The 24,650-nt window shown below is 75.0% G+C and carries 23 protein-coding genes and 3 pseudogenes; 19 read left to right on the top strand and 7 right to left on the bottom strand.

Annotation, left to right across the window (positions count from 1 at the left end; genetic code table 11):
- Both B7L92_RS08040 and cobI read left to right on the top strand, forming a co-directional pair.
- Positions 1-702 (top strand): annotated as a pseudogene (locus B7L92_RS08040) (cobyrinate a,c-diamide synthase); the annotation flags it as partial.
- Positions 699-1,430 (top strand): precorrin-2 C(20)-methyltransferase, encoded by a 732-nt coding sequence (gene cobI, locus B7L92_RS08045; RefSeq protein ID WP_107501407.1) that lies wholly within the window; start codon positions 699-701, stop codon positions 1,428-1,430. The pseudogene B7L92_RS08040 and the gene cobI, both read left to right, overlap by 4 nt.
- A gap of 26 nt (positions 1,431-1,456) precedes the next feature.
- Here the strand turns inward: cobI and B7L92_RS08050 are convergent, their stop codons facing one another.
- A complete protein-coding gene (locus B7L92_RS08050) occupies positions 1,457-2,224 on the bottom strand; it encodes a ZIP family metal transporter (protein ID WP_081236768.1) in 768 nt (255 codons plus the stop codon).
- Positions 2,225-2,375: 151 nt separating this feature from the next.
- Here B7L92_RS08050 and cobM point away from each other — a divergent pair, with 151 nt between their 5' ends.
- The 6 genes from cobM to cobC are packed head-to-tail and all read left to right on the top strand — an operon-like array spanning position 2,376 to position 8,774.
- Positions 2,376-3,194, top strand: a complete 819-nt coding sequence (gene cobM, locus B7L92_RS08055) for a precorrin-4 C(11)-methyltransferase (protein ID WP_081236769.1) — start codon at positions 2,376-2,378, stop codon at positions 3,192-3,194.
- Positions 3,191-4,453: a precorrin-6y C5,15-methyltransferase (decarboxylating) subunit CbiE gene (cbiE, locus tag B7L92_RS08060; RefSeq protein WP_081236770.1), complete on the top strand. Its 1,263-nt coding sequence runs from the start codon at positions 3,191-3,193 to the stop codon at positions 4,451-4,453. Before cobM ends, cbiE begins: the two co-directional genes overlap by 4 nt.
- Positions 4,450-6,213: a precorrin-3B C(17)-methyltransferase gene (gene cobJ / locus B7L92_RS08065; protein WP_081236771.1), complete on the top strand. Its 1,764-nt coding sequence runs from the start codon at positions 4,450-4,452 to the stop codon at positions 6,211-6,213. The genes cbiE and cobJ overlap by 4 nt, the downstream gene beginning before the upstream one ends.
- Positions 6,210-6,797 carry a precorrin-8X methylmutase gene (locus B7L92_RS08070; RefSeq protein WP_004989776.1) on the top strand — a complete coding sequence of 196 codons (588 nt, stop codon included), beginning with the start codon at positions 6,210-6,212 and terminating at the stop codon, positions 6,795-6,797. Before cobJ ends, B7L92_RS08070 begins: the two co-directional genes overlap by 4 nt.
- The gene (locus B7L92_RS08075; protein WP_004989774.1) at positions 6,794-7,711 is read left to right on the top strand and encodes a sirohydrochlorin chelatase; all 918 of its coding nucleotides are present in this window, start codon (positions 6,794-6,796) and stop codon (positions 7,709-7,711) included. Before B7L92_RS08070 ends, B7L92_RS08075 begins: the two co-directional genes overlap by 4 nt.
- Complete coding sequence (gene cobC / locus B7L92_RS08080; protein ID WP_081236772.1) at positions 7,683-8,774, top strand: Rv2231c family histidinol phosphate aminotransferase CobC; 1,092 nt, start codon at positions 7,683-7,685, stop codon at positions 8,772-8,774. The genes B7L92_RS08075 and cobC overlap by 29 nt, the downstream gene beginning before the upstream one ends.
- A 163-nt stretch (positions 8,775-8,937) precedes the next feature.
- On the opposite strand, the pseudogene B7L92_RS41005 reads toward cobC, so the two are convergent.
- Together B7L92_RS41005 and B7L92_RS08090 are read right to left on the bottom strand one after the other, a co-directional pair.
- Positions 8,938-9,882, bottom strand: a pseudogene (locus B7L92_RS41005) (SCO1860 family LAETG-anchored protein); the annotation flags it as partial.
- A 178-nt stretch (positions 9,883-10,060) separates the two neighbouring features.
- Positions 10,061-11,152 carry an amidohydrolase family protein gene (locus tag B7L92_RS08090; RefSeq protein WP_081236773.1) on the bottom strand — a complete coding sequence of 364 codons (1,092 nt, stop codon included), beginning with the start codon at positions 11,150-11,152 and terminating at the stop codon, positions 10,061-10,063.
- A 134-nt stretch (positions 11,153-11,286) separates the two neighbouring features.
- Here B7L92_RS08090 and B7L92_RS08095 point away from each other — a divergent pair, with 134 nt between their 5' ends.
- From B7L92_RS08095 to thpD, 7 genes and pseudogenes are all read left to right on the top strand, one after another.
- A complete protein-coding gene (locus B7L92_RS08095) occupies positions 11,287-12,387 on the top strand; it encodes a pyridoxal-phosphate-dependent aminotransferase family protein (protein WP_081236774.1) in 1,101 nt (366 codons plus the stop codon).
- A gap of 260 nt (positions 12,388-12,647) precedes the next feature.
- Positions 12,648-12,716, top strand: a pseudogene (locus B7L92_RS43620) (hypothetical protein); the annotation flags it as partial.
- A 184-nt stretch (positions 12,717-12,900) separates the two neighbouring features.
- Positions 12,901-13,035, top strand: coding sequence for a mycothiol transferase (locus tag B7L92_RS43625; protein WP_368656233.1), 135 nt, complete (start codon positions 12,901-12,903; stop codon positions 13,033-13,035).
- Between the two features lie 352 nt (positions 13,036-13,387).
- The gene (gene ectA, locus B7L92_RS08105) at positions 13,388-13,894 is read left to right on the top strand and encodes a diaminobutyrate acetyltransferase (protein WP_004989754.1); all 507 of its coding nucleotides are present in this window, start codon (positions 13,388-13,390) and stop codon (positions 13,892-13,894) included.
- A 76-nt stretch (positions 13,895-13,970) separates the two neighbouring features.
- Positions 13,971-15,242: a diaminobutyrate--2-oxoglutarate transaminase gene (gene ectB / locus B7L92_RS08110; protein WP_004989752.1), complete on the top strand. Its 1,272-nt coding sequence runs from the start codon at positions 13,971-13,973 to the stop codon at positions 15,240-15,242.
- Between the two features lie 62 nt (positions 15,243-15,304).
- Positions 15,305-15,703: an ectoine synthase gene (locus B7L92_RS08115; protein WP_004989750.1), complete on the top strand. Its 399-nt coding sequence runs from the start codon at positions 15,305-15,307 to the stop codon at positions 15,701-15,703.
- A gap of 6 nt (positions 15,704-15,709) precedes the next feature.
- Positions 15,710-16,621, top strand: coding sequence for an ectoine hydroxylase (gene thpD, locus B7L92_RS08120; protein WP_081236775.1), 912 nt, complete (start codon positions 15,710-15,712; stop codon positions 16,619-16,621).
- 98 nt (positions 16,622-16,719) lie between these two features.
- On the opposite strand, the gene B7L92_RS08125 is transcribed toward thpD, so the two are convergent.
- The 4 genes from B7L92_RS08125 to B7L92_RS08140 all read right to left on the bottom strand — a co-directional run bounded on the left by B7L92_RS08125 (position 16,720) and on the right by B7L92_RS08140 (position 20,906).
- Complete coding sequence (locus tag B7L92_RS08125) at positions 16,720-17,772, bottom strand: aminotransferase class V-fold PLP-dependent enzyme (protein ID WP_081236776.1); 1,053 nt, start codon at positions 17,770-17,772, stop codon at positions 16,720-16,722.
- A 96-nt stretch (positions 17,773-17,868) separates the two neighbouring features.
- A complete protein-coding gene (locus B7L92_RS08130) occupies positions 17,869-18,624 on the bottom strand; it encodes a DsbA family oxidoreductase (protein WP_081236777.1) in 756 nt (251 codons plus the stop codon).
- A 106-nt stretch (positions 18,625-18,730) separates the two neighbouring features.
- Positions 18,731-19,339, bottom strand: coding sequence for a DUF1349 domain-containing protein (locus tag B7L92_RS08135; protein ID WP_081236778.1), 609 nt, complete (start codon positions 19,337-19,339; stop codon positions 18,731-18,733).
- Between the two features lie 37 nt (positions 19,340-19,376).
- The gene (locus tag B7L92_RS08140; protein WP_081236780.1) at positions 19,377-20,906 is read right to left on the bottom strand and encodes an aldehyde dehydrogenase (NADP(+)); all 1,530 of its coding nucleotides are present in this window, start codon (positions 20,904-20,906) and stop codon (positions 19,377-19,379) included.
- A gap of 142 nt (positions 20,907-21,048) precedes the next feature.
- Between B7L92_RS08140 and B7L92_RS08145 the strand changes: the two genes are divergently transcribed.
- From B7L92_RS08145 to B7L92_RS08160, 4 genes are all read left to right on the top strand, one after another.
- Positions 21,049-21,822 (top strand): IclR family transcriptional regulator, encoded by a 774-nt coding sequence (locus B7L92_RS08145; protein ID WP_004989734.1) that lies wholly within the window; start codon positions 21,049-21,051, stop codon positions 21,820-21,822.
- Positions 21,823-21,852: 30 nt separating this feature from the next.
- Positions 21,853-22,362: a GNAT family N-acetyltransferase gene (locus tag B7L92_RS08150; RefSeq protein WP_081236781.1), complete on the top strand. Its 510-nt coding sequence runs from the start codon at positions 21,853-21,855 to the stop codon at positions 22,360-22,362.
- Positions 22,363-22,512: 150 nt separating this feature from the next.
- The gene (locus B7L92_RS08155; RefSeq protein WP_081236779.1) at positions 22,513-23,526 is read left to right on the top strand and encodes a hypothetical protein; all 1,014 of its coding nucleotides are present in this window, start codon (positions 22,513-22,515) and stop codon (positions 23,524-23,526) included.
- Positions 23,523-24,650 (top strand): sensor histidine kinase (locus tag B7L92_RS08160; RefSeq protein WP_081236782.1); only part of this gene is annotated, 1,128 nt, incomplete at its 3' end. The genes B7L92_RS08155 and B7L92_RS08160, both read left to right, overlap by 4 nt.

The raw sequence follows: 24,650 nt of genomic DNA on the forward strand, positions 1-24,650 counted from the left end.
CCCGTCCCGGCCTCCGGGGGCTCCGCCTCCCACGCCCCCGGCCGGTCCGGGCGGCCCCGCACTCCCCCGGGCTCCTCGCACGGGGAGGTGTCCCCGGACGGGCCGGTGGTGGCCGTGGCCGGCGGGGCCGCGTTCACGTTCTCCTACGCCGAGCACGCCGAGTTGCTCACCGCCGCCGGGGCCGAGGTCGTCGCCTTCGACCCGCTGCGGGACGAGCGGCTGCCCGACGGTGCCCGCGGGTTGGTGATCGGTGGCGGGTTCCCCGAGGTGTACGCCGCCGAGCTGTCCGCCAACGAGCCGCTCAGGAAGGCGGTGGCCGCCCTCGCCGGGAGCGGGGCGCCCGTCGCCGCCGAGTGCGCCGGGCTGCTGTACCTGTGCCGGGAGCTGGACGGCCTGCCCCTGTGCGGGGTGCTGGACGCCTCCGCGCGGATGTCCGAGCGGCTGACGCTGGGCTACCGGGACGCCGTGGCGGTGACCGACGGCGCGCTGGCCGCCGCCGGGACGCGGATGCGCGGGCACGAGTTCCACCGGACCGTCGTGGAGCCGGGGGCCGGGGCCGCGCCCGCCTGGGGGATACGGGCGCCCGAGCGGCGCGTCGAGGGTTTTGTACAGCACGGGGTGCACGCGAGCTACCTGCACACGCACTGGGCGTCCGCGCCCGGTGTCGCCCGTCGGTTCGTGGAGAGGTGCCGGACGTCATGAGCAGCAGGCTGATCGGGGTCGGGGTCGGGCCGGGCGACCCGGAACTGGTGACCGTGAAGGGCGTGAACGTCCTGCGCGCGGCCGACGTCGTCGTCGTGCCCGTGATGGACACCGGTGAACGGGGGCGGGCCGAGGCGACCGTGCTGCACTACGTGCCCGCCCGGAAGGTGGTCCGGGTGGTGTTCGCGCTGAACGAGCGCACCGACCGGGCACGCCGGGAGGCCGCCTGGGACGCGGCCGGGGAGCGGGTCGCCGGGCTGCTGCGGGAGCACGGGTCCGTCGCCTTCGCGACCATCGGGGACCCCAACGTGTACTCGACGTTCACCTATCTCGCCCAGACCGTCGCGGAGTCGGTGCCGGGGACGGTGGTGGAGACCGTGCCGGGGATCACCGCCATGCAGGATCTCGCGGCGCGGTCGGGCGCGGTGCTCACCGAGGGGACCGAGCCGCTCACGCTGGTGCCGGTGACCGCCGGGGCGGCCGTGCTCAAGGACGCCCTCGCCGGGCCCGGGACCGTCGTCGCGTACAAGTTCGGGCGGCAGGCGGGCGAGGTCGCCGAGGCACTGCGGGAGACCGGGCGGATCGGCGACGCGGTGTGGGGGTCGGCGCTCGGGCTGCCGGAGGAGTCGGTCCGGCCGGCCGCCGAGCTGGACGGGACGCCCCTGCCCTACCTCTCGACGCTCATCGCGCCGCCGCGGCGCGACGGCGGGCGGGGCGGCAAACTGTGAACCGGCCGGGCCCGCGCGGGGGCCGGTCAGTGCGCGGCGCCCACCACCAGCCAGACGAACAGCACCCCCGCGACCGTGCACAGCAGGGTCGAGCGGGCCGGGTGCGCGTGGTGGGCCTCGGGCAGGATCTCGGCCGCCGCGAGATACAGCAGCGCGCCGCCGAACAGGCCGAGGTAGCCGCCGAGCAGCGGCTCCGGGAGGGTGACGAACAGGGTCGACGCGGCGCCCGCGACCGGGGCCGCCGCGGCCGCGAAGAGCATGGCCAGCGCCCGGCGGTGGGCGTTTCCGTACACCCGGGTCAGCGTGTAGGTGTTGAAGCCGTCCGCGAAGTCGTGCGCGATCACGGCCACCGCGACGGCGGCGCCCATGCCGCCGCCGACCTGGAAGGCGGCGCCGATCGCGACGCCGTCCATGGCGCTGTGGCCGACCATCGCGGCGGCGGCCGTGAGGCCCACCTCGGGGGTGCGGCCGTCGGTCTCCCCGGCGCCGTGCGCGGCCGTGGGGGTCTCTCCTGCACGAGCGGGGCCGAGGGCCCGGGGGCGGTGGGCCAGCAGGTGTTCCACCAGGTGGGCGAGGAGGAAGCCGGCGACGAAGAGCAGCAGGGCCGCCGGCACGCCGTGCACCTCGGCGCCGGCCGTCTCCAGGGACTCCGGGAGGAGTTCCAGGCCGACGACGCCGAGCATCAGCCCGCCGGCCAGGCCCAGCACCAGGTGACGGCGGTCGGTCACGCGGTGTGCCGTCCAGCCGCCGGCCAGCGTCATCAGGAACGCGCCGAGCGCGACGAGGACCGCCATGTGCCCTTCGTATCCGATCGGCACCCGCCCGCGCACGCGTGACAGCCGGTCACCACCCGCTTCTCGATCCCGAGATCCCCGATCGTCCCCGAACCCTGACGTCCCCGCACGTCCCCCGACATTCCCCGACCGCAGGAGAGGACCGATTCCCATGGCCGATGCCCCCGCAGGCAAGGTGACCTTCGTCGGTGCCGGCCCCGGCGCCGCCGATCTGCTGACGTTCCGCGCCGCACGCGCCATCGCCGGCGCCGATGTCGTGATCTGGGCCGCCAGCCTGGTCCAGGCGGAGGTCCTCGAGCACGCGCGTGAGGACGCGGAGATCCTCGACTCGGCGACGATGTCCCTGGAGGACGTCGTGGCCGTCTACGAACGGGCTCACGCGGAAGGACTGAAGGTCGCGCGGATCCACTCCGGCGACCCGGCGCTGTGGGGCGGCACGCAGGAGCAGCTCGACCGGTGCGCCCGGATCGGCATCGCGACGGAGGTCGTGCCCGGGGTGTCGTCGTTCTCCGCCGTCGCGGCGCTCGCGCAGCGGGAGCTGACCGTCCCCGAGGTGGCGCAGTCCGTCGTCCTGACCCGGCTCGGCGGCGGCAAGACGCCGATGCCGCCCGGTGAGGAGGTCCGCGAGTTCGCCCGGCACGGCACCACCATGGCGATCTTCCTGTCGGCCGCCCGCAGCGGGCAGCTGGTGCGGGAGCTGCTGGAGGGCGGCTACCCGACGACCACGCCGGTCGTCGTCGCCTACCAGGCGACCTGGCCGGAGGAGCTGATCGTGAGGTGCACGGTCGGCACGCTGGAGGAGACGGTCAAGGAGCACAAGCTCTGGAAGCACACCCTGTTCCTGGTCGGGCCGGCCCTCGACGCGCACGGCACCCGCTCGCACCTGTACCACCCGGGGCACTTCCACGGCTACCGCAAGGCGGACCCCCGGGCCCGCCGGGAGCTGCGTTCGCGGGGTGCGAACACATGATCACCGTCGTGGGCACGGGGACCGGCGCGCCGGTGGACGCGGACGCCCTCGCCGGGGCGGAGCTGGTCGTCGGCGGACGGCGGCACCTGGACGCCGTGCGGCTGCCGGAGCGGGCCGAACGGGTCGTCCTCGGGCCGCTGGCGCCCGCGCTGGACACCGTGGGGAAGTACGTCGCCGAGGAGCGGCCGGTCGTGGTGCTGGCCTCCGGGGACCCCGGGTTCTTCGGGATCGTGCGGGCGCTGGCCGAGCGGTTCGGGGCCGAGCGGCTGGACGTGCGGCCCGGTGTCTCCTCCGTGGCCGCCGCGTTCGCGCGGGCCGGGCTGCCCTGGGACGACGCCGTGGTCGTCAGCGCGCACGGGCGGGACCCGCGGACGGCCGTGCACCTGTGCCGGGCCCACCCGAAGGTCGCCGTGCTGACCGGGCCGGGCGCCGGGCCGGCCGAACTGGGGGCCGCGCTGGCCCGCCACGCCCCCGGCCGCCTCCTGGTCGTCGCCTCCGCGCTGGGCGACCCGGAGCGCGAGCGCGTCGAGCGGGTCACGCCCGCCGAGGCCGCGGCGCGGGACTGGGGCCCGGCGGTGAGCGTCGTGCTGTGCCTGGATCCGTCACGGGCCCTCGGCCCGGTGCGGACCGTCGCGGGCGGGGACGCCGGCCGGCCCGCCGGCTGGGCGCTGGAGGAGGCCGCGTTCACCCACCGCGACTCCATGATCACCAAGTTCGAGGTGCGGGCCCTGGCCCTGGCCCGGCTCGGGCCGCGCCCCGGTGACCTGGTGTGGGACGTCGGCGCGGGTTCCGGGTCCGTGGCCGTGGAGTGCGCGCGGCTGGGGGCCGCCGTCACCGCGGTGGAGAAGACCCCGGACGGGGTGGAGCGGATCCGCGCCAACGCCGCCGCGCACGGGGTCGACGTGCGGGTGGTGCACGGGACGGCGCCGGACGCGCTGTCCGCACTCGACGGTCCCGACGGCGCCGACGCCCCCGACGCCGTGTTCGTCGGCGGGGGCGGGCGGGAGCTGCCCACCGTCGTCGCCGCGTGCGCGCGGCGCGCCCGGCGGACGGTCGTCGTCGCCCTGGCGGCGCTGGACCGGGTCCCGGCGGCCCGCGAGGCGCTGACGGACGCCGGGTTCACCTGCGACGGCGTGCTGTTGCAGGCGTCTCGGCTCGCGCCGCTGCCCGGGGACGTGACCCGGCTGGCGGCCACCAATCCCGTTTTCCTGCTGTGGGGCGTGAGGCCCCCCGGCCGTACCGAAGGAGTCACCCAGTGATCGGCCTCATCTCCGCCACCGCGGCGGGAGCGGCTGCGCGGGACCGGCTGGCCGCCGCGTGGCCGGACCGCACGCGCGTGTACGAGGGTCCCGTCGCGGACGCCGTGCGGGCCGCGTTCGCGAGTTGCGAACAGCTCGTGTGCTTCCTCGCCACGGGGGCCGTGGTGCGGCTGGTGGCACCGCTGCTGGCCGGCAAGGCGACCGACCCGGGCGTGGTCTGCGTCGACGAGGGCGGACGGTTCGCGGTGTCGCTGCTGGGCGGGCACGGGGGCGGGGCGAACGACCTGGCCCGTGAGGTCGCCGGGGTGCTGGGCGCCGAGCCCGTGGTCACCACGGCGACCGACGCCGTGGGCCTGGCCGGCCTGGACACCCTGGGGCTGCCCGTGGAGGGCGACGTCGCCGCCGTCTCGCGGGCCCTGCTGGACGGCGAGGCGGTGGCGCTGCGCGCCGAGGTGGCCTGGCCGCTGCCGCCGCTGCCGGTGGCCGACGAGGGGGCGTACACGGTCCGCCTCACGGACCGTCTGGTCGAGCCGGGCGAGGGGGAGGCGGTCCTGCGACCGCCGACCCTCGTCGTCGGGGTCGGTGCCTCGAAGGGCGCCCCCGTCGAGGAGGTGCTCGCCCTGGTCGAGGGCGCCCTGCGGGAGGCCGGGCTGTCGGCCGCGTCGCTCGCCGAGCTCGCCACCGTGGACGCCAAGGCCGAGGAGCCCGGCATCGTGGAGGCGGCCCGGCGCCTGGGCGTGCCCCTGGTGACGTACGGCGCCGAGGAGTTGGCGCGCATCGACGTGCCCCACCCCTCCGACGCGCCGCTCGCCGCCGTCGGCACCCCGTCGGTCGCGGAGGCCGCCGCGCTGGTGCGCGGGGGCGAACTCCTGGTGCCCAAGCGGAAGTCGGAGCGCGCGGACGGGGGGCCGGCGAGGGCGACCTGCGCGGTCGTACGGCGGCCGGGACGCGGGCGGCTCGCGGTGGTCGGGCTGGGGCCGGGGGCCCGGGACCTGCTCACCCCTCGGGCGGAGGCGGAGTTGCGGCGCGCCTCCGTGCTGGTCGGGCTCGACCAGTACGTCGACCAGATCCGGGACCTGCTGCGGCCCGGCACCCGGATCCTGGAGTCGGGGCTCGGGGCCGAGGAGGAGCGGGCGCGCACGGCCGTCGAGGAGGCCCGCCGGGGCCGGGCGGTCGCGCTGATCGGCAGCGGGGACGCGGGCGTGTACGCCATGGCCTCCCCGGCGCTCGCCGAGGCGTCCGACGACATCGACGTGGTCGGCGTGCCGGGTGTGACGGCGGCGCTGGCGGCCGGGGCGCTCCTGGGGGCGCCGCTGGGGCACGACCACGTGTCGATCAGCCTGTCCGACCTGCACACGCCGTGGGAGGTCATCGAGCGGCGGGTGCGGGCGGCGGCCGAGGCGGACCTCGTCGTGACGTTCTACAACCCGCGCAGCCGGGGCCGCGACTGGCAGTTGCCGAAGGCCCTCGCGATCCTCGCCGGGCACCGCGCGCCGACGACGCCGGTCGGTGTCGTGCGCAACGCCTCCCGGCCGGACGAGTCGAGCCGGCTGACGACGCTGGCGGCGCTGGACCCGGCGACGGTCGACATGATGACGGTCGTGACCGTGGGCAACACCGCGACCCGTGAGGTCGCGGGGCGCATGGTCACCCCGCGCGGCTACCGCTGGCAGGAGACCCCGGAGCGCCAGGAGAGCCAGGGGATCCAGAAGACCCAGGGGACTCAGGAGACCCAGGAGACCCAGGAGGAGGCCCGGTGAACCGCGTGGTCCACCCCATCGAGCAGGAGTCCTTCCGCCGGCTGCGCGCCCGGCTGGACACCTCGCACTTCCCGCCGCTGACCCGGGCGGTCGTCGAACGGGTCGTCCACTCCTCCGCCGATCTCGACTACGCCGACGAACTCGTCATGGATGAGGCCGAGTTGGCGAAGGCCCATGTCGCGCTGCACGCCGGGGCGCCGGTCGTGGCGGACGTGGAGATGGTCGCGGCCGGGATCACGCGCCGGGCGACCGTGTGCCGGCTGAAGGACGCGCAGGCCGGGCCCGGTCTGACGCGTTCGGCGCACGCGATGCGGCTGGCGTACGAGGAGGTCGGGCCCGGCGCCCTGTGGGTGATCGGCTGTGCGCCGACCGCCCTGGAGGAGCTGCTGACCCTGGACGCCTCCCCCGCGCTCGTCATCGGCCTGCCCGTCGGGTTCGTCGGGGCGGCCGAGTCCAAGGCCGCGTTGCGCGAGAGCGGACTGCCCGCCGTGAGCAACGTGTCCGAGAAGGGCGGTTCGGCGGTCGCCGCCGCCGCGCTCAACGCCCTGCTGTACCACCCCACTTCGTCCGAGGAGACCCTGTGACCACCCCGCCCGCCCTGCTCATCGCCGGCCACGGCACCCGGGACGACGCCGGAGCGGAGGCGTTCCGCGCCTTCGTACGGGAGCTGGCGCGCCGCCACCCCGAACTGCCCGTCGCCGGCGGTTTCATCGAGCTGTCCCCGCCGCCGCTGGGCGAGGCCGTCGCCGAACTGGTGGGGCGCGGTGTGCGCCGGTTCGCGGCCGTGCCGCTGATGCTGGTGTCCGCCGGGCACGCCAAGGGCGACATCCCGGCGGCGCTGGCCCGCGAGAAGGAGCGCCACCCGGGGATCTCGTACACCTACGGCCGTCCGCTGGGCCCGCACCCCGCCCTGCTGGACGTGCTCCAGCGGCGGCTGGACGAGGCGGTGGACCCCTCCTGGGACCGCTCCGAGGTGACCGTGCTGCTGGTGGGCCGCGGGTCGACGGACCCGGACGCCAACGCCGAGGTGTTCAAGGCGGCGCGGCTGCTGTGGGAGGGGCGCGGGTACGCGGGCGTGGAGACGGCCTTCGTGTCGCTGGCGGCGCCGGACGTGCCGGGCGGGCTGGACCGCTGCGCGCGGCTGGGCGCCCGGCGGATCGTCGTCCTGCCGTACTTCCTGTTCACCGGGATCCTGCCGGACCGGGTGCGGCGGCAGACGGAGGAGTGGGCCCACGCGCACCCGGAGGCTCAGGTGCGGTCGGCGGACGTCATCGGCCCCGAGCCGGAGCTGCTGGACCTGGTGCGGGAGCGGTACGAGGAGGCCGTGAAGGGCGACCTCAGGATGAACTGCGACACCTGCGTGTACCGGATCGCGCTGCCGGGCTTCGAGGACAAGGTGGGTCTGCCGCAGCAGCCGCACTTCCACCCCGACGACGACGGCCATCACCACCACGGGCACCATCACGGGCATGGACACGCACATTCTCACGCGCACTGAGTCCGGGGGTGCCGTGCCCGCGCACGATCTGCGCCACCACGGGGACGCGGAGGTCCGCGACGACGGCTCGGCGCTGATCGACCTCGCCGTGAACGTCCGCGCGGACACCCCGCCGACGTGGCTGCGCGAGCACATCGCCGCGTCGCTGTCCGGGCTGGCCGCCTATCCCGACGGCCGGGCCGCCCGGGCAGCGGTGGCGGAGCGGCACGGGCTGCCGGTGGAGCGGGTGCTGCTGACGGCCGGTGCGGCGGAGGCGTTCGTGCTGCTGGCGCGGGCGCTCGGGGCGCGCCGGCCGGTGGTGGTGCATCCGCAGTTCACGGAGCCGGAGGCGGCACTGCGGGACGCGGGGCACACGGTCGGCCGGGTGCTGCTGCGGGAGGCGGACGGGTTCCGGCTGGATCCGACGGCGGTGCCCGGGGACGCGGACCTGGTGGTGATCGGCAACCCGACGAACCCGACGTCGGTGCTGCACCCGGCCGCGGACGTCGCCCGACTCGCCCGTCCCGGGCGGATCCTGGTGGTGGACGAGGCGTTCATGGACGCGGTGCCGGGCGAGCGGGAGGCGCTGGCCGGGCGGACGGACGTGCCCGGGCTGGTGGTGCTGCGCAGCCTCACCAAGACGTGGGGGCTGGCCGGGCTGCGGATCGGTTACGTGCTGGCGGCGCCGGAGACCGTCGCGGAGCTGGAGCGCGCCCAGCCGCTGTGGCCGGTGTCCACGCCCGCGCTGGCCGCGGCCCGGGCGTGCGTGGGGGCCGGGGCGCTCGCGGAGGCGGCCCGGGCGGCCGACCGCATCGCGGCGGACCGGGCGCATCTGCTCGCGGGGCTGCGGGACTTCGCCGGACACGGACTGCGGGTCGTGGAGCCCGCCGAGGGCCCCTTCGTCCTGGTCCGGCTGGAGCACGCGGCGACCGTGCGGAGCCGGCTGCGCGACCTCGGCTACGCGGTGCGCCGCGGGGACACGTTCCCGGGACTGGACGAGCGGTGGCTGCGGCTGGCGGTACGGGACCGGGAGACGGTGGACGGGTTCCTCGCGGCTCTGGGGCGGGTGCTGGCGGCCGGCTGAGCCGTGCGCCGCGCCCGCCCCGCGCCGATCCGGCCTTCCGGCCCACCGGGCCGGGCGGCGGGCGGACCGGGAAGCCGGAGGGCCGGAAGACCGGAAGACCGGGAAGCCGGAAGGCCGGAGGGCCGGAGCTCCCCGGTCCGGCGGAGCAGCCGGGCTCACCCCGCCGGCCCCGGCGGGCCAGCGCCACCGCTCCGCCGCCCGCCGCGAGGAGGGCGATCGCACCGCCCGCGATGTACGAGGTCATCGAGTCGCCGCCGGTCTCGGCGAGGTTCTCCCCGGCGGGGGCGGTCCGCTCCGCCCGCGCCCCCTGGGGCCGGACGTCGGCGGCCTCGGGCGTGCTCGCAGCGGCCGACCGCTCGCCGGGGGCGGCGGACGCCTCGTCGGAGGCCGCGGGCGCCTCGCACGTGGCCTCGGCCAGGGTGAGGGTGCCCTCGACCGCGGCGACGTTCAGCTTCAGCGGGTCGACCGCGACCTTCAGCCGCAGCGCGGTGGCGGCGGCCGTACGGGACGTGGTCCGCGTCGTCGACAGGTCCAGCCGCACCTCGCCGACGCCCGGCACCTTCACCTCGGTCGGTCCGGCGGAGGTCAGCGTGACGCGTCTGCCGAGCACCGTCACGGAGCCGGGCAGGGTCGTCGAGGCGAGAGGGGCCCTCCCGGCCTCGCAGACCGCCTTCGCCGTGACCTTCTCGAGCTCGATCAGCCCCAGCAGCGGCAGTCCGGGCACGTGGACCCGGGCCTTGGCGAGGGTGGCGGAGGCCTCGGCCCGGTTCCCCTCCACCGTCGCCCCGGCGTCGGCGACCTCGGCGCGCAGCACGGTGAACGGCCGGCCGCCGTCCACCCCGTCCAACCGGGCGGTGAGCGCGGTCTCCCGCGCGCTCTGCGGCGCCCGGACCTCGTTGAGGGAGACGGTGAGCGGCGCGTGCACGGTCCTGTTGAGCAGGGACACGTCGAGCTCGGTGCGCAGCACGGCGGCGCCGGCGGTGCCGTGCTCCCCGGTGGCGTGCGCGGCGCCCGCGCCGGTCAGCACGAGGGAGCCGGCGGCGAGGACGCCGGCCGCGGCGACGGCGGCCGGGCGGCGTGCGGGCATGCGGAAGGTGGCGCTGTTCAAGGTGGTGGGACCCCCGGGAGACGTGTGTGGGACCCGGAAAGAATGTCCGCGCAGGAAGCAGGCCGTCAGCGATCCGGCAACTCTTCACTCCATCGTGGTGAGTTGACGCGTGCTTTCGAATTCCGGGGCACGGCTGTTCCCCGGCGTCACCCTCGGGTGTCCCACCCCGGGGGCGGCCCTACCCGACCACGCGCCCGTTCAGCACCACCCGGCGCGGATCCCTCAGCACCCGTACGTCCGCGCGCGGGTCGGACGCGTAGACCACCAGGTCCGCCGGGGCGCCTTCCTCCAGCCCCGGTCGTCCCAGCCACTTCCGGGCCGCCCAGGTGCCGGCCGCGAGGGCCTCGACGGGCGGGAGGCCGGCCCTGACCAGCTCGGCGACCTCGTCCGCCGCCAGGCCGTGCGGAAGGGTGCCGCCGGCGTCCGTGCCGACGAAGACCGGGATGCCGGCGTCGTGGGCGGAGCGGACGGTGTCGTAGCGGCGTTCGTGGAGCCGGCGCATGTGGGCCGCCCAGCGCGGGAACTTGGCCTCGCCGCCGTCGGCGAGCCCTGGGAAGGTGGCGATGTTGACGAGCGTGGGGACGATCGCCACGCCCCGCTCGGCGAACAGCGGGATGGTCTCGTCGGTCAGGCCCGTCGCGTGCTCGACGCAGTCGATGCCGGCCTCGACCAGGTCCCGCAGGGAGTCCTCGGCGAAGCAGTGCGCGGTGACGCGGGCGCCCAGCCGGTGCGCCTCGGCGATCGCCGCCTCGACGGCGCCGCGCGGCCAGCAGGCCGACAGGTCGCCCAGGTCGCGGTCGATCCAGTCGCCCACCAGCTTCACCCAGCCGTCGCCGCGCCGGGCCTCCCGGGCGACGTACGCGACGAGGTCGTCCGGTTCGACCTCCCAGGCGTAGCCCCGGATGTAGCGGCGGGTGCGGGCGATGTGCCGGCCGGCCCGGACGATCTTCGGGAGGTCGTCGCGGTCGTCGATCCAGCGGGTGTCGGAGGGCGAGCCCGCGTCCCGCAGCAGCAGGGCGCCGGCGTCGCGGTCGGTGAGCGCCTGCTTCTCGGCGACCTCCTCGGGGACCGCGCCGTGCCGGTCGAGGCCCACGTGGCAGTGGGCGTCGACCAGCCCGGGCAGCACCCAGCCCTCGACGGTCCGGACGTCGCGGGCGCCGACGGGGCGGTCGTAGGAGATCCGGCCGCCGACCACCCACAGCTCGTCGCGGACCTCCTCCGGTCCGACGAGCACCCGCCCCTTCACGTGCAGCACCGCGCGTTCGCTCATACCCGGCACCCTAGTGAGGCGTCGCCCGCTCCCGTCCACCCGGTCCGGGAGGCCCGCGGTCGGGCCGGGTCCCCGGGGCCGGTTACGCTCGACTGCGTCGACCCGCGAAGCCGCGAAGTGAAGAGAGCACCGCCGTGACCCACCCCCTCCTCGACCTGGCCCCGCTGAGCGCCGCGCACTTCGCCTCGATCGAGGACCGCGTGGCGCGCCTGCTCCGCACCGAGCAGGACGTCGTCGTCATGCAGGGCGAGGCGCTGCTGCCGCTGGAGGGCGCGATCCGCGCGACCGCGGGTCCCGGCACCACCGCCCTGAACGTCATCACCGGCCCCTACGGGCAGACCTTCGGCGACTGGCTGCGGGACTGCGGCGCCACGGTGATCGACCTGACGGTGCCCTTCCACACGGCGGTGACCGCCGAGCAGGTCCGCGGTGCCCTCGCCGAGCACCCCCGGATCGACTTCGTGTCCCTGGTGCACGCGGAGGCGGCCACCGGGAACACCAACCCGGTCGCGGAGATCGGCGAGGTGGTGCGGGCGCACGGGGCGCTGTTCTACCTGGACGCGGTGGCGTCGATCGGCGCCGAGCCGGTGCTCCCGGACGCGTGGGGCGTGGACCTGTGCGTGATCGGCGCGCAGAAGGCGATGGGCGGTCCGGCCGGGGTGTCGGCGGTGTCGGTGAGCGAGCGGGCGTGGGCGCGGATGGCCGCGAACCCGCGGGCGCCGCGCCGCTCCTACCTGTCCCTGCTGGACTGGAAGGAGCGCTGGATCGACGGCGGCCGCACGGCACTGCTGCACGCGCCGGCGCAGTTGGAGATGCTGGCGCTCGAGGCGTGCCTGGAGCGCATCGAGGCGGTGGGCCCGGACGCGGTCATGGCCCGGCACGCGTCGGCCGCGGCGGCCACCCGGGCGGGCGCGCTCGCGCTGGGCGGCGGTCTGGAGCCGTACGTGCGCGAGGCGGCGGACGCCGCTCCGGTGGCCACGACCCTGCGGGCCCCGGCGGGCACGACGGCCGCGGACCTGGTGGCCCGCGCCCTGGCCGCCGACCCGGCGCTGCCCCTGGCCGCGGGCGGCGGCACCCTCGCCAAGGAGATGATCCGCGTCAACCACTACGGCCCCGACGCGACGCCGGGCGCGGTGCGGGCGGCCCTGACGGCCCTGGGCGCCGTCCTGGCGGAGGAGGGCCTGGCGGTGGACGTGGCGGCGGCCCTGCGCGCGGTCGGGAAGGCCTGGCGGTAGCGGGACGGGCCGGGGTGCGACGCCGCCGGGCGGAATCGGCCGGCGCGCGGCCTTCCCGTGTCGGCCCGCGGGTCTCCGCGTCATGCTCCCCCCTGTCCCCTGTCCCATGTCCGCGGCACCCGCCCCGGCCGTCCCTCGCCCTTCCCGACGGCCGCCCGGTCCCCCGGCCGGCCGGTGACGAGCGGTCCGTGCCGGAGGAGTGGCCGGGGTACCACCGCGGGGCGCCGGCGCCGAAGTCCGCGGGACCGGACGACGCACAGGTGCGGCCGACCCCGGTCGCGCCGCCGGCGCCGGCCCCGCTGGGGCTGGTGCGGCACCTCGCCGAGGTCGAGCGGAACCGGTTCCGGCGGGTCGTCGCCGGTCCCGACGTGCCGCCGGTGTCCGCGGATCCGACCGGGTACGCCCTCGACCCGGCCCGGGGAATCGACGAGGCGCTCGGGATCCGGCCGGGGCCGGGAGGTCGCGCGGGGGCGGGAGCCGTGCGCGGGACGGGCGCTGGACGGCACCGGGCGGATCGGCCACGGGCCGATCGCCGGGGCGCGGGCCGGTCCGCGCCGGGCGCTCCTCCACCTGAACGAGGAGCACGCGCGGCACGACGGCCACGCCGCTCCGCTGCGCGAACGTATCGACGGGGTGACCGGGGCATGAATTCCACGCAATTCCAGGAATCCCTCGCACGCATCTTCCCGCGACATTCTTTCGCTTATTCAGTGAATACATTCCAGAGCGCTTTCCCTTCCTCTTCTGCCCGCTCCCTCCGGACTTAAACGCAACGATTTCGAGGGCTGGACCAGCGGTTTCCGGAGGCCGCCCAGGGGAGTTACGCAGTTGTGACCGGTTCCACATCACGCCCGTTCTGCGCCCTATATCCCTGGAAAATCAGGGCATTTTGCCGAGCCCTCGCGCAGACACACACGCTCGCGCGATAACACAGATCCAGCTCGTACGTAACCCCGAGAGACGATGCAATTTTGAATTTACCTGGGTAAGTTCAATTCGCATGACTGCCGCACAAGCAGACCTGCAAATCGACCGCCCCACCGTGGCGGACGGAGCCGTGCTGTGGCGGATAGCCAAGGACTCGAAGGTCCTCGACCTGAACTCGTCGTACAGCTATCTGCTGTGGTGCCGGGACTTCGCCGCGACCTCGGCCGTCGCCCGCGACGAGCACGGGGAGCCGATCGGCTTCGTCACCGGGTTCCTGCGGCCGGACAGCCCGCGCACCCTGCTCGTCTGGCAGGTCGCGGTGGACGAGGCGCACCGCGGACGCGGCCTCGCCGCCGCCCTGCTCGACGGTCTGGCCGCCCGGACCGCCGAGGAGCACGGGGTGGACACCGTGGAGACCACCATCACACCGGGCAACACCGCGTCCGAACGGCTGTTCACCGCGTTCGCCGAACGGCACGGCGCCCTGCTGGACCGCGAGGTGCTGTTCGAGGCCGGCCAGTTCCCCGACGGGCCGCACGACCCCGAGGTCCTGTACCGCATCGGTCCCCTCGCGCACTGACCGCACGGCCTCCCTCCCGACCTTCCGGATCTTCCGACTCCTTCCGATCTCCCACGCCACCGAGGAGCGATTCGTCGTGACCATCACCCAGCCCGACCTGAGCGTCTTCGAGACCCTCGAGTCCGAGGTGCGCAGCTACTGCCGCGGCTGGCCCACCGTCTTCGACCGTGCGCACGGCAGCCGCATGTACGACGAGGACGGCCACGAGTACCTCGACTTCTTCGCCGGAGCCGGCTCACTCAACTACGGACACAACAACCCCGTCCTGAAACGGGCGCTGATCGACTACCTGGAGCGGGACGGTGTCACGCACGGGCTCGACATGTCGACGACGGCCAAGCGCACGTTCCTGGAGTCCTTCCAGAACTGGATCCTGCGCCCGCGCGACCTGCCGTACAAGGTCATGTTCCCGGGGCCGACGGGCACCAACGCCGTGGAGTCCGCGCTGAAGCTGGCGCGGAAGGTGAAGGGACGCGAGGCGATCGTGTCGTTCACCAACGCCTTCCACGGCATGTCGCTGGGCTCGCTCGCGGTGACCGGCAACGCCTTCAAGCGGGCCGGGGCGGGCATCCCGCTGGTGCACGGCACGCCGATGCCGTTCGACAACTACTTCGACGGCACCGTCCCGGACTTCCTGTGGTTCGAGCGGCTCCTGGAGGACCAGGGCTCCGGCCTCAACAAGCCCGCCGCCGTGATCGTCGAGACGGTGCAGGGCGAGGGCGGCATCAACGTCGCCCGGCCCGAGTGGCTGCGGGCCCTGGCCGAGCTGTGCGAGCGCCAGGACATGCTGCTGATCGTCGACGACATCCAGATGGGCTGCGGCCGCACCGGCGCCTTCTTCTCCTTCGAGGAGGCCGGCATCACGCCCGACATCGTCACCGTGTCCAAGTCGATCAGCGGCTACGGGCTGCCGATGGCGCTGACCCTGTTCAAGCCCGAGCTGGACGTCTGGGAGCCGGGCGAGCACAACGGCACCTTCCGCGGCAACAACCCCGCCTTCGTCACCGCCACCGCGGCGCTGGAGGCCTACTGGGCCGACGGCAGCGCGATGGAGAAGCAGACCCGCTCGCGCGGCGAGCAGGTCGAGCGGGCGCTGCTCGCCGTCGCCGAGGAGAACCGCGCCGACGTGAAGGAGTACCGGGGCCGCGGGCTGGTGTGGGGCATGGAGTTCCACGACAAGGACCGCGCGGAGCGGATCGCCCGGCGCGCCTTCGAACTCGGCCTGCTGATCGAGACGTCCGGCCCGGAGGGCGAGGTCGTCAAGCTGCTCCCGGCCCTGACCGTCACCCCGGACGAGCTGGACGAGGGGCTGACCACGCTCGCCCGCGCCGTCCGCGAAACCGCCTGAACCACCGGGCCGACGGCCCGGGCACCCGGCAGACACCACCATCTAGGAGGCATCGCAACACCGTGATTGTCCGTTCCTTCAAGGAGATCGAAGGCACAGACCGGCACGTGAAGTCCGCGTCCGGCACCTGGGAGAGCAAGCGCATCGTCCTCGCCAAGGAGAAGGTCGGCTTCTCCGTGCACGAGACGATCCTCTACGCGGGTACCGAGACGTCGATGTGGTACGCCAACCACATCGAGGCCGTCGTCTGCACCAAGGGCGACGCCGAGCTGACCGACCACGAGACCGGGAAGACGTACCGCATCACGCCCGGGACCATGTACCTCCTGGACGGCCACGAGCGGCACACGCTCAAGGTCAAGGAGGACTTCCACTGCATCTGCGTCTTCAACCCGCCGGTCACCGGACGGGAGGACCACGACGAGAACGGCGTCTACCCGCTGCTCACCGAGGAGGTGTGAGGTTCCATGACCACCGCGACCACCACCACCGGCACCCGGGTCCCCGACCTCTACCCGACGCGCGGCACCGCCGAGGTGCTCACCCCGCGCCAGGACCCGGTCGTCTGGGGCGCCCCCGACGCGCCCGGCCCGATCACGCCGGCCGACCTCGGGGCGTTCGAACGTGACGGCTTCCTCGCCGTCGACCGGCTGATCGGCGAGGACGAGGTCGCCGTCTACCGGGACGAGCTGAACCGCCTGGTCGCCGACCCGGCGATCCGGGAGGACGAGCGGTCGATCGTCGAGCCGAAGTCGAAGGAGATCCGCTCGGTCTTCGAGGTGCACAGGATCAGCGAGGTGTTCGCGCGCCTGGTGCGCGACGAGCGCGTCGTCGGCCGCGCCCGGCAGATCCTCGGCTCGGACGTGTACGTCCACCAGTCGCGGATCAACGTCAAGCCGGGCTTCGGGGCCAGCGGCTTCTACTGGCACTCGGACTTCGAGACCTGGCACGCCGAGGACGGTCTGCCGCGGATGCGGACGGTGTCCGTGTCGATCGCGCTGACCGAGAACTTCGACACCAACGGCGGGCTCATGATCATGCCGGGGTCGCACAAGACCTTCCTCGGCTGCGCGGGGGCCACGCCGAAGGACAACTACAAGAAGTCGCTGCAGATGCAGGACGCGGGCACGCCGTCCGACGAGGCGCTGACCTCGCTGGCGTCCGAGTACGGCATCAAGCTGTTCACCGGCAGGGCGGGCTCGGCGACCTGGTTCGACTGCAACGCCATGCACGGTTCCGGCGACAACATCACGCCGTTCCCGCGCAGCAACGTGTTCATCGTGTTCAACAGCGTCGAGAACACGGCGGTCGAGCCCTTCGCGGCGCCGGTGCGGCGGCCGGAGTTCATCGGGGCCAGGGACTTCACGCCGGTGAAGTGACGGCGTGACACCGACCGCGGGCCGGGCCTCCTCGGGTGGGACAGGGAGGCACCGGCCCGCTGCCGTGCGCACGGCCGGAGGGAAGGGGCGCCGGGCCCTCAGCCGGGCAGCGCCTCCAGCAGCCGGTCCACGTCGGCGGCCGTGTTGTACAGGTGGAAGGACGCCCGCAGGTTGCCCGCGCGGTTCGACACCTCGATGCCCGACGCGGACAGCTCCGGCTGCAGGCGCCCCAGTCCGGGCACGGACACGATCGCCGAGCCGGGCGCGGGCACGGGCTCGTGGCCCAGCGCGGCGAGGCCCGCGCGGAAGCGGTCGGCGAGGGCCAGGTCGTGGGCCCGGACGGCGTCCACGCCGAGCTCCTCGACGAGTTCGAGGGAGGCGCGCAGTCCCGCGTAGGTGAACAGGGCGGGGCTGGAGTCGAACCGCCGTGCGGAGTGGGCGAGTTCGGTGACGGGTCCGTAGCAGCTGTCCCAGGGGGCCTCCCCCGCGGCCCAGCTCGCCTGCACCGGCGGCAGGCCGCCGAGGTCCTCGGGCACGACGAGGAAGGCCGCCCCGTGCGGGCCGAGCAGCCACTTGTAGGTGATGGAGACGGAGTAGTCGAACGCGTCGGCCTCCATCGGCAGCCAGCCGGCCGTCTGGGAGAAGTCGACGTAGGTGCGCGCCCCGTGCGCCCGGGCCGCCTCGCGCAGCGCGGGCAGGTCGGCGATCCGGCCGTCGGCGGACTGCCCGGAGCTGACCGCGACCAGCGCGGTGCCCGGCCGGACGGAGTCGGCGATCCGCTCCAGCGGCACGGCCCGCACCTTGAGGTCGCCGCGGGTGTGGAACGGGTTGAGGACGGAGGTGAAGTCGTCCTCCGCGGTGAGCACCTCGGCACCCGGCGGCAGCGAGGCCGCGACCAGCGAGGTGTGCAGGGCGACCGTGGCCCCGGCCGCCACCCGCTCGACGGGGACGCCGGCCAGCCGGGCGTAGGCGGCCCGGCAGGCCTCGACGTCGGCGTACAGCGAGTCCAGCGGACGGCCCTGCGCGCGGAGCCGCACGGCGTCCTGGAGCGCGGCCACGGTACGGGCCGGCAGGAGGGAGTTGCTCGCGGTGTTCAGGTAGGTGGTCTTCGGGGCGAACTCGGCACGGACGAGGTTCTCGAAGGTCTCCATGGGTCCACTCTGCGGGCCCGGGACCTCCCCGTCCATTGCCGAATTCTGCGCGGTACCGCCAAGGAACCCTTATGCGTACGGTCCGACCTGGGCGTTTCAGTGCTGCGGCACCGCGCACCCGTCCGGGCCGCAGGCCTCCGCCGCGTCCTGGCCGTCCTGGCCGTCCCGGCCGTCCGCCGCGCCGGAGCCGCCGTCGACCGGCTTCAGCCGCGGGCGCTCGCCCCAGGCCTGCGTCAGCGCCCGGGTGAAGACCTCGGCGGGCTGGGCGCCGGAGACGCCGTACCGGCGGTCCAGCACGAAGAACGGCACCCCGGTCGCGCCGAGCTGCGCGGCCTCGCGCTCGTCGGCGCGGACCTCGGCGGCGTACGCCTCCGGGTCGGCGAGGACCCGCCGGGCGGCGTCCGCGTCCAGACCGGCGGCGACGGCCAGCTCGACGAGCCGTCCGTCGTCGCCGTAGACGGACCGCTCCTCGGCGAAGTTGGCCCGGTACAGCAGGTCGAGCAGCTCCACCTGGCGGCCCCGCTCGCGGGCGAAGTGCAGCAGGCGGTGCATGTCGAAGGTGCTGCCGTGGTCCCGGCCCCGGGTGCGGTAGGGCAGGCCCTCGGCGGCGGCCTGGACGCCCAGGTTGTCCTCACCGGCCTCGGCCTGCGCCTCGCTCATGCCGTACTTCTTGGCGAGCATCGTGATCACGGGCTGGACGTCGTCCTTGGCGCGGCCCGGGTCCAGCTCGAAGGAACGGTGCACCACCTCGACCTCGTCGCGGTGCGGGAAGGCGGCCAGCGCCTTCTCGAAGCGGGCCTTTCCGACGTAGCACCAGGGGCAGGCGATGTCGGACCAGATCTCGACGCGCATCGTGTCGGCACTCTCCAGGTCGTACGGGTACGGAGGCTCCCTCCGCCGACTGCGTGAACGTTCAAGCAGCCGCTCCCATTCCCGGGCGCGGCGGAGGGCGGTCCGCTCAGCTGCCGTCCCGCAGGTCGCGCGGCCAGTTCGGCCGGTACTCGATGCGGTCGTACGTCACCACGCAGCCCTCGCCCATCGGCGACTGGGTCATGAAACCGACCAGGGCGGCTCCCGACTCCTTCTCGTCGCCGAGGGTGAACAGGCGCACGAAGGTCCAGCGCTCACCGTCGCGGGAGGCGTGGAAGGCGAAGGCGCGGCCGGTGCGGCTCACCCGGAGCCAGAGGGAACCGCCCTCGACGGTGAAGGAGTTGGCGTCGTCGGAGTGGCCCCGGGTGACCACCGTGCAGAGGGTGGGCACGTCCGGGGAGTACTCCAGGCAGAGCTTGGCCCAGGCCCGCTCGCCGACGTGGACGTAGAGCACCCCGGCGTCGAAGGCGGCGGCGAAGCCGACCGTGACGCGGGCGATCAGCTGGAAGTCGCCCTCGGGCGCGCCCAGCAGCCGGGGCGCGTCGGTGGCGGAGTCCAGCGCCTCGCCGGTGGGCGGCACGAAGCGGTCCTGGCGGGCGCCCGCCCAGCCGGTCAGCACACCGTCCTCGTACGACCAGTGCCCGTCGGGACCGTACGTACGGAGGGGGAAAGGGAGTTCGGGAAGTTCCACGTCCATCCGGTGAGTGTGCCAGGCGGGCGCGTCCGCCGGGACGCTACCGCTCCAGACGCCCGTTGAACCGGCGCGGCAGCCCCAGCGGGTTGTCGTCCCGCAGCTCCGCCGGCAGCAGCGCCGGGGGCGTGTTCTGGTACACGACGGGCCGCAGCCACCGCTCGACGGCCGTGCCGCCCACGGACGTGGACGTGGAGGTCGTCGCCGGGTAGGGCCCGCCGTGGTGCTGGGCGGGGGCCACCGCGACGCCCGTCGGCCAGCCGTTCACCAGCACGCGGCCGGCCAGCGGCGTCAGCTCCCGCACCAGCTCCGCGCCGCGGCCCTCGCCCTCCGCCTCCCGGGTGGAGAGCTGGACGGTCGCGGTGAGGTTGCCCGGCAGCCGCGACAGCACGGCCCGTGCCTCGGCCTCGTCCTCGTAGCGGGCCACCACGGTGACCGGGCCGAAGCACTCCTCCAGGAGCAGGTCGTGCTCGCCCTCCTGGGCCAGCCGGCTCGCCGGGACGGTGAGGAAGCCCGCGCTGACCGTGTGCTCGCCGCCCGCGCCCGGCGTCACCGGGGACTCCACCTCGGGCAGCCGGGTGCGCTCGGCGACCCCGGCGACGAAGTTGTCGCGCATGCGGTGGTCGAGCAGGACGCCCGCCTCGGTGTCGCTGACGGCGCCGGTCAGGGACTTCACCAGCCGGTCGCCGGCCGCGCCGGCCGGCGCCAGGACCAGGCCCGGCTTCACGCAGAACTGGCCGACGCCCAGCGTCATCGAGCCCGCCAGGCCCGCACCGATCTCCTCGGCGCGCTCGGCCGCCGCGGCCTCGGTGACCAGGACCGGGTTCAGGGAGCCCAGCTCGCCGTGGAACGGGATCGGGACCGGGCGGGCGGCCGCCGCGTCGAAGAGGGCGCGGCCCCCGCGCACGGAACCGGTGAAGCCGGCCGCCGAGACCAGCGGGTGCTTGACGAGTTCGACGCCCGCCTCGAAGCCGTGCACCAGGCCGAGCACGCCCTCGGGGACGCCGTGCCGGGCGGCGGCCCGGCGCAGCACCCTGGCGACCAGCTCGGACAGGGCCGGGTGGTCGGGGTGGGCCTTGACGACGACCGGGCAGCCGGCCGCGAGCGCGCTCGCGGTGTCGCCGCCGGGGACGGAGAAGGCGAAGGGGAAGTTGGAGGCGGAGTAGACGGCCACGACGCCCAGCGGGACCTTGTGGCGGCGCAGGTCCGGGACGGGCGGGATGGCGGTGTCGTCGGGGTGGTCGATGACGACGTCGAGGAAGGCGCCCTCGTCGACGATGCCGGCGAAGGCCCGCAGCTGGTAGCAGGTGCGGGCGAGTTCGCCGGTCAGCCGGACCGGGCCGAGCGCGGTCTCCGCGTCGGCGGCCTCGACGAGGCGGTCCCGGGCCGCCTCGAGTTCGTCGGCGGCCGTGCGCAGGAACGCCGCGCGGACGGTGCGGTCGGCCAGCGCGTCCCGCGCGTCGTGCGCGGCCCGGACGGCGGCGTCCACCTCCTGGGCCGTGGCCTCCACCGCAACCTGTTCACGCTGCTTCCCGGTTCGGGGGTCGACACTCCAGACTGGTGCTGCTGCCACCACGGGTCCCTCCACTTGAATGCCGCATGCGATGCCGCAGGATGTACGTCATCCACCAGGAGTGTTCGATATGCTGAACACTGTCTCTGATGATGAATATGCTGCGGAGACTATTTCCCGGCGAACGAGAGGGTCAAGGGCGATGTCGGCTGGCGAGACGGGCGGCGGGGCGCAGGTCAAGTCCGCGGTGCGGACCGTTGAACTGCTCGAGTACTTCGCCGGACGCCCCGGGATGCACTCACTCGCGGCGGTCCAGGAGGCCGTCGGCTACCCCAAGTCCAGCCTCTACATGCTGCTGCGCACCCTCGTGGACCTCGGCTGGGTGGAGACGGACGCGACGGGCACGCGCTACGGCATCGGCGTCCGGGCGCTGCTGGTCGGCACCTCCTACATCGACGGCGACGAGGTGGTGGCGGCGGCCCGCCCCACCCTGGACCGGCTCTCGGACGACACGACGGAGACCATCCACCTCGCCCGGCTCGACGGCACCAACGTCGTCTACCTGGCCACCCGCCAGTCGCAGCACTACCTGCGCCCCTTCACCCGGGTCGGCCGCCGGCTGCCCGCGCACTCGACCTCGCTGGGCAAGGCGCTGCTGAGCACGTACACGGACGAGCAGGTGCGCAAGATGCTCCCCGAGACGCTGCCCGCCCTGACCGAGAACACCATCACCGACCGGGAGAAGCTCATCGAGGAGCTGCACCAGGTGCGGGAGCAGGGCTTCGCCGTGGACCGCGAGGAGAACACGCTCGGGCTGCGCTGCTTCGGCGTGGCGATCCCCTACCGCACCCCCGCGCGGGACGCGATCAGCTGCTCGGTGCCGGTGGCCCGGCTCACGCCCGCGCACGAGCAGATGGTCAAGGACGCCCTGTTCGACGCGCGTGACCGGCTGACCCTGGCGACCCGGAGGCTCTGAACGGTGAACCCGACGAACCCGACGAACCCGATGGACCCGGTGAACCCGACGAACGGGACGAACCCGGTGGACGTCGCCCTGCGCGCGGTGCACGACAGCGACCTGCCCGTCTTCTACCGGCAGTTGAACGACCCGGACGCCCTGCGCATGGCGGCCTTCACCCCCCGGGACCCGGCCGACCGGGACGCCTTCGACGCCCGCTGGGCCCGCATCCGCAGCTCGCCGGAGATCGTCGTGCGCACCGTGCTGGTCGACGGGGACGTGATCGGCCACGCGGCGGTGTACGGGGAGGCGGGCGAGCGCGAGGTGACGTACTGGGTCGACCGCGCGTACTGGGGCCGGGGCGTCGCCACGGCCGCGCTGCGCGGGCTGCTGGCCGAGGTGACCGAACGCCCGCTGTACGCGCGCGTGGCCGCGGACAACACGGGGTCGCTGCGCGTGCTGGAGCGGTGCGGCTTCGAGGTCTCCGGACGGGCCACGGCGTACGCGCCCGGGCGGGACGCGGAGATCGACGAACTGGTGCTGGCCCTGGACGGCTGACCGCGCGCACGGGGCCCGCGGCGCGGCCGGCGCCCGGCCCGGGCGGGCGCGGTGTGCGACCTCGCGCCGAGTGCCCCTCCCCCGTGCGGCGGAGGCGGATCGTCACCGTGCAGGAGGTGCCCGCGGGCGGCCGCGCGGGACGGTGGGGGCATGTCACAGACCCTCGTCCCCACCGCCTCCGCCGAAGGCACCGCACTCCCCCGCTCCCGCAGGCTGCTGCGCGCCGTCGCCGTCGCGGCCTGCCTGCCGTACCTCGCCCTCAAGGCCGCCTGGGTGGCGGGCAGTCGCGTCGGCATTCCGGCGGACAGCCCGCTGCTGGACCACGGCACCGGGCTGCTCGTCGCGAACGTCCTCACGGTCCTGATGGACTGCGCCGTGATCGTGCTCGCGCTCCTGCTGACCCGGCCCTGGGGCCGCGGGGTGCCCGCGTGGCTGCTCGCGGCGCCGATGTGGGTCGCGACCGGGCTGCTGGCGCCGATCATGGCCGGCTATCCGCTCCAGCTGCTGGTGCACGCGCTCGGCGGGAGCGCCGGGGGCACCTCCGGCGGCGAGGACGAACCCTTCCTGCACACGTGGGTGTTCGCCGTCGTCTACATCGGGTTCATCGTCCAGGGCCTCGCCCTGGGCGCGCTGTTCGTGCTCTACGCCCGGGACCGCTGGGGGCACCTGTGGCGCGGCCGGATGCGGGACCTGCCGGCCGAGACGGCGGGGGCGGCGCAGCGGGTCCTCGCGGTGGCGGCCGCCGTGGTCGCGCTGTTCCCGCTGACGTTCCGGGTCCTCTGGGCCTGCGGCGGCACGGCCGGTCTGAGCGCGGGCGCCGTCGCGGGCCGGGGCAGCGACTTCCACGTCCTGGAGACCCTGTACGCCGTCTTCCTCCTGGCCGCGGTCTCCGGCGGGGTGCTGCTGGCCTTCCGGCGGGTCCCGGCTCTCCCGGTGCGGGTGCCCCTCGCCCTCGCCGGGATCGGCTCCGGCGCCGTGGCCTGCTGGGGCGGCTGGATGGCGGCGGTCGCGCTGGTCCCCGGGGGCGATTCCGCCGACCACCCGACGGAGTTGATGTTCCTGACCTACGCTGGCCAGATGATCGTGGGCCTCCTCGTCGCCGCCGTCGGCGCCCGCTTCCTCGCGGCGCGGTCCGCCGGGGCGGTGCGGCGTCCGGTGACGTGAGGGCGTTCGCGCGGCCGTTGTTCGGCCGGCGGGCCCGCCTGCGCTGGGTCCATCTGATCCTGGGCGGTGCGCTCGCCATGCCGTACGTCCTCGTCGGCGCGGTCCTCGTCGGGCCGGCGGCCGACGACGCCGGCGTCTTCACCTCGCTGCCCCTGCAGCTCTCCTCGTTCGGCATCGGTCTGCCCCTCGCCGCGCTCACCTCCCTGTTCCCGCTGACCCGGCCGCTGGAGAGCGCCGCCGTGCGCTGGCTGTGCGGGGTGGAGGCCGACCGGCTCGCCGACGGGCCCGCCCGCGGCCGGGTCGCGAAGGGCCGTACGGCGGCCTGGTACACGCTGCACCTGGCGCTCGGCGGGATCGTCGCCGCGATGTCGCTGGCGGTACCGCCGTTCGCCGCCGTGCTGATCGTGCTGCCGCTCGTCGCGGGGCTGCGGGACCCCCGGCTCGGGCTGCCGGACGTCCTCGACCACTCCTGGGCCCTGGCGCTCGCGCCGGTCGTGGGCGTGGCCTCGCTCCTCGCGCTGGCCGGCTGCGCGGCCGGGGCCGGGGCGTTGCTGGCCCGCTGGGCGCCCGCGCTGCTCGGCCCCACCCCCGAGGACCGGCTCGCCGCCGCCGAGGCACGCGCCGCCGACCTCGCCGTGCGCAACCGGCTGGCGCGCGAGCTGCACGACTCCGTCGGGCACGCGCTGAGCGCGGTCACCCTCCAGGCGAGCGCGGCGCGCCGGGTCCTGGACGGCGACCCGGAGTTCGTCCGTGAGGCGCTCGCCGCGATCGAGGAGACCACCCGGCGCACGGTGGGCGAACTGGACGCGGTGCTCGGGGTGCTGCGGGACGGCGACGCGCCCGGCACCGCCCCGGCACCCACGCTCGCCGACGACCTCGACGGCCTGCTGCGCCGCACCCGGGCGAGCGGGGTGACGGTGACGGCCCTCGTCGGGACGGCGCCGGAAGCACTGCCGCCGGTGCTGTCCCGCGAGGCCTACCGGATCGTGCAGGAGGGGCTGGGCAACGCCCTCAGGCACGCCGGCGAGGGCGTCGCCGTCACCCTGCGCGTCGAGGTGCGGGACGGCCACCTGGAGATCACCGTGACCAATCCCCTGGCCGCCGCCCCCGGCCGGCGCCCCGGG

This window comes from Streptomyces viridosporus (assembly GCF_002078235.1).
Taxonomy (GTDB): domain Bacteria; phylum Actinomycetota; class Actinomycetes; order Streptomycetales; family Streptomycetaceae; genus Streptomyces; species Streptomyces viridosporus.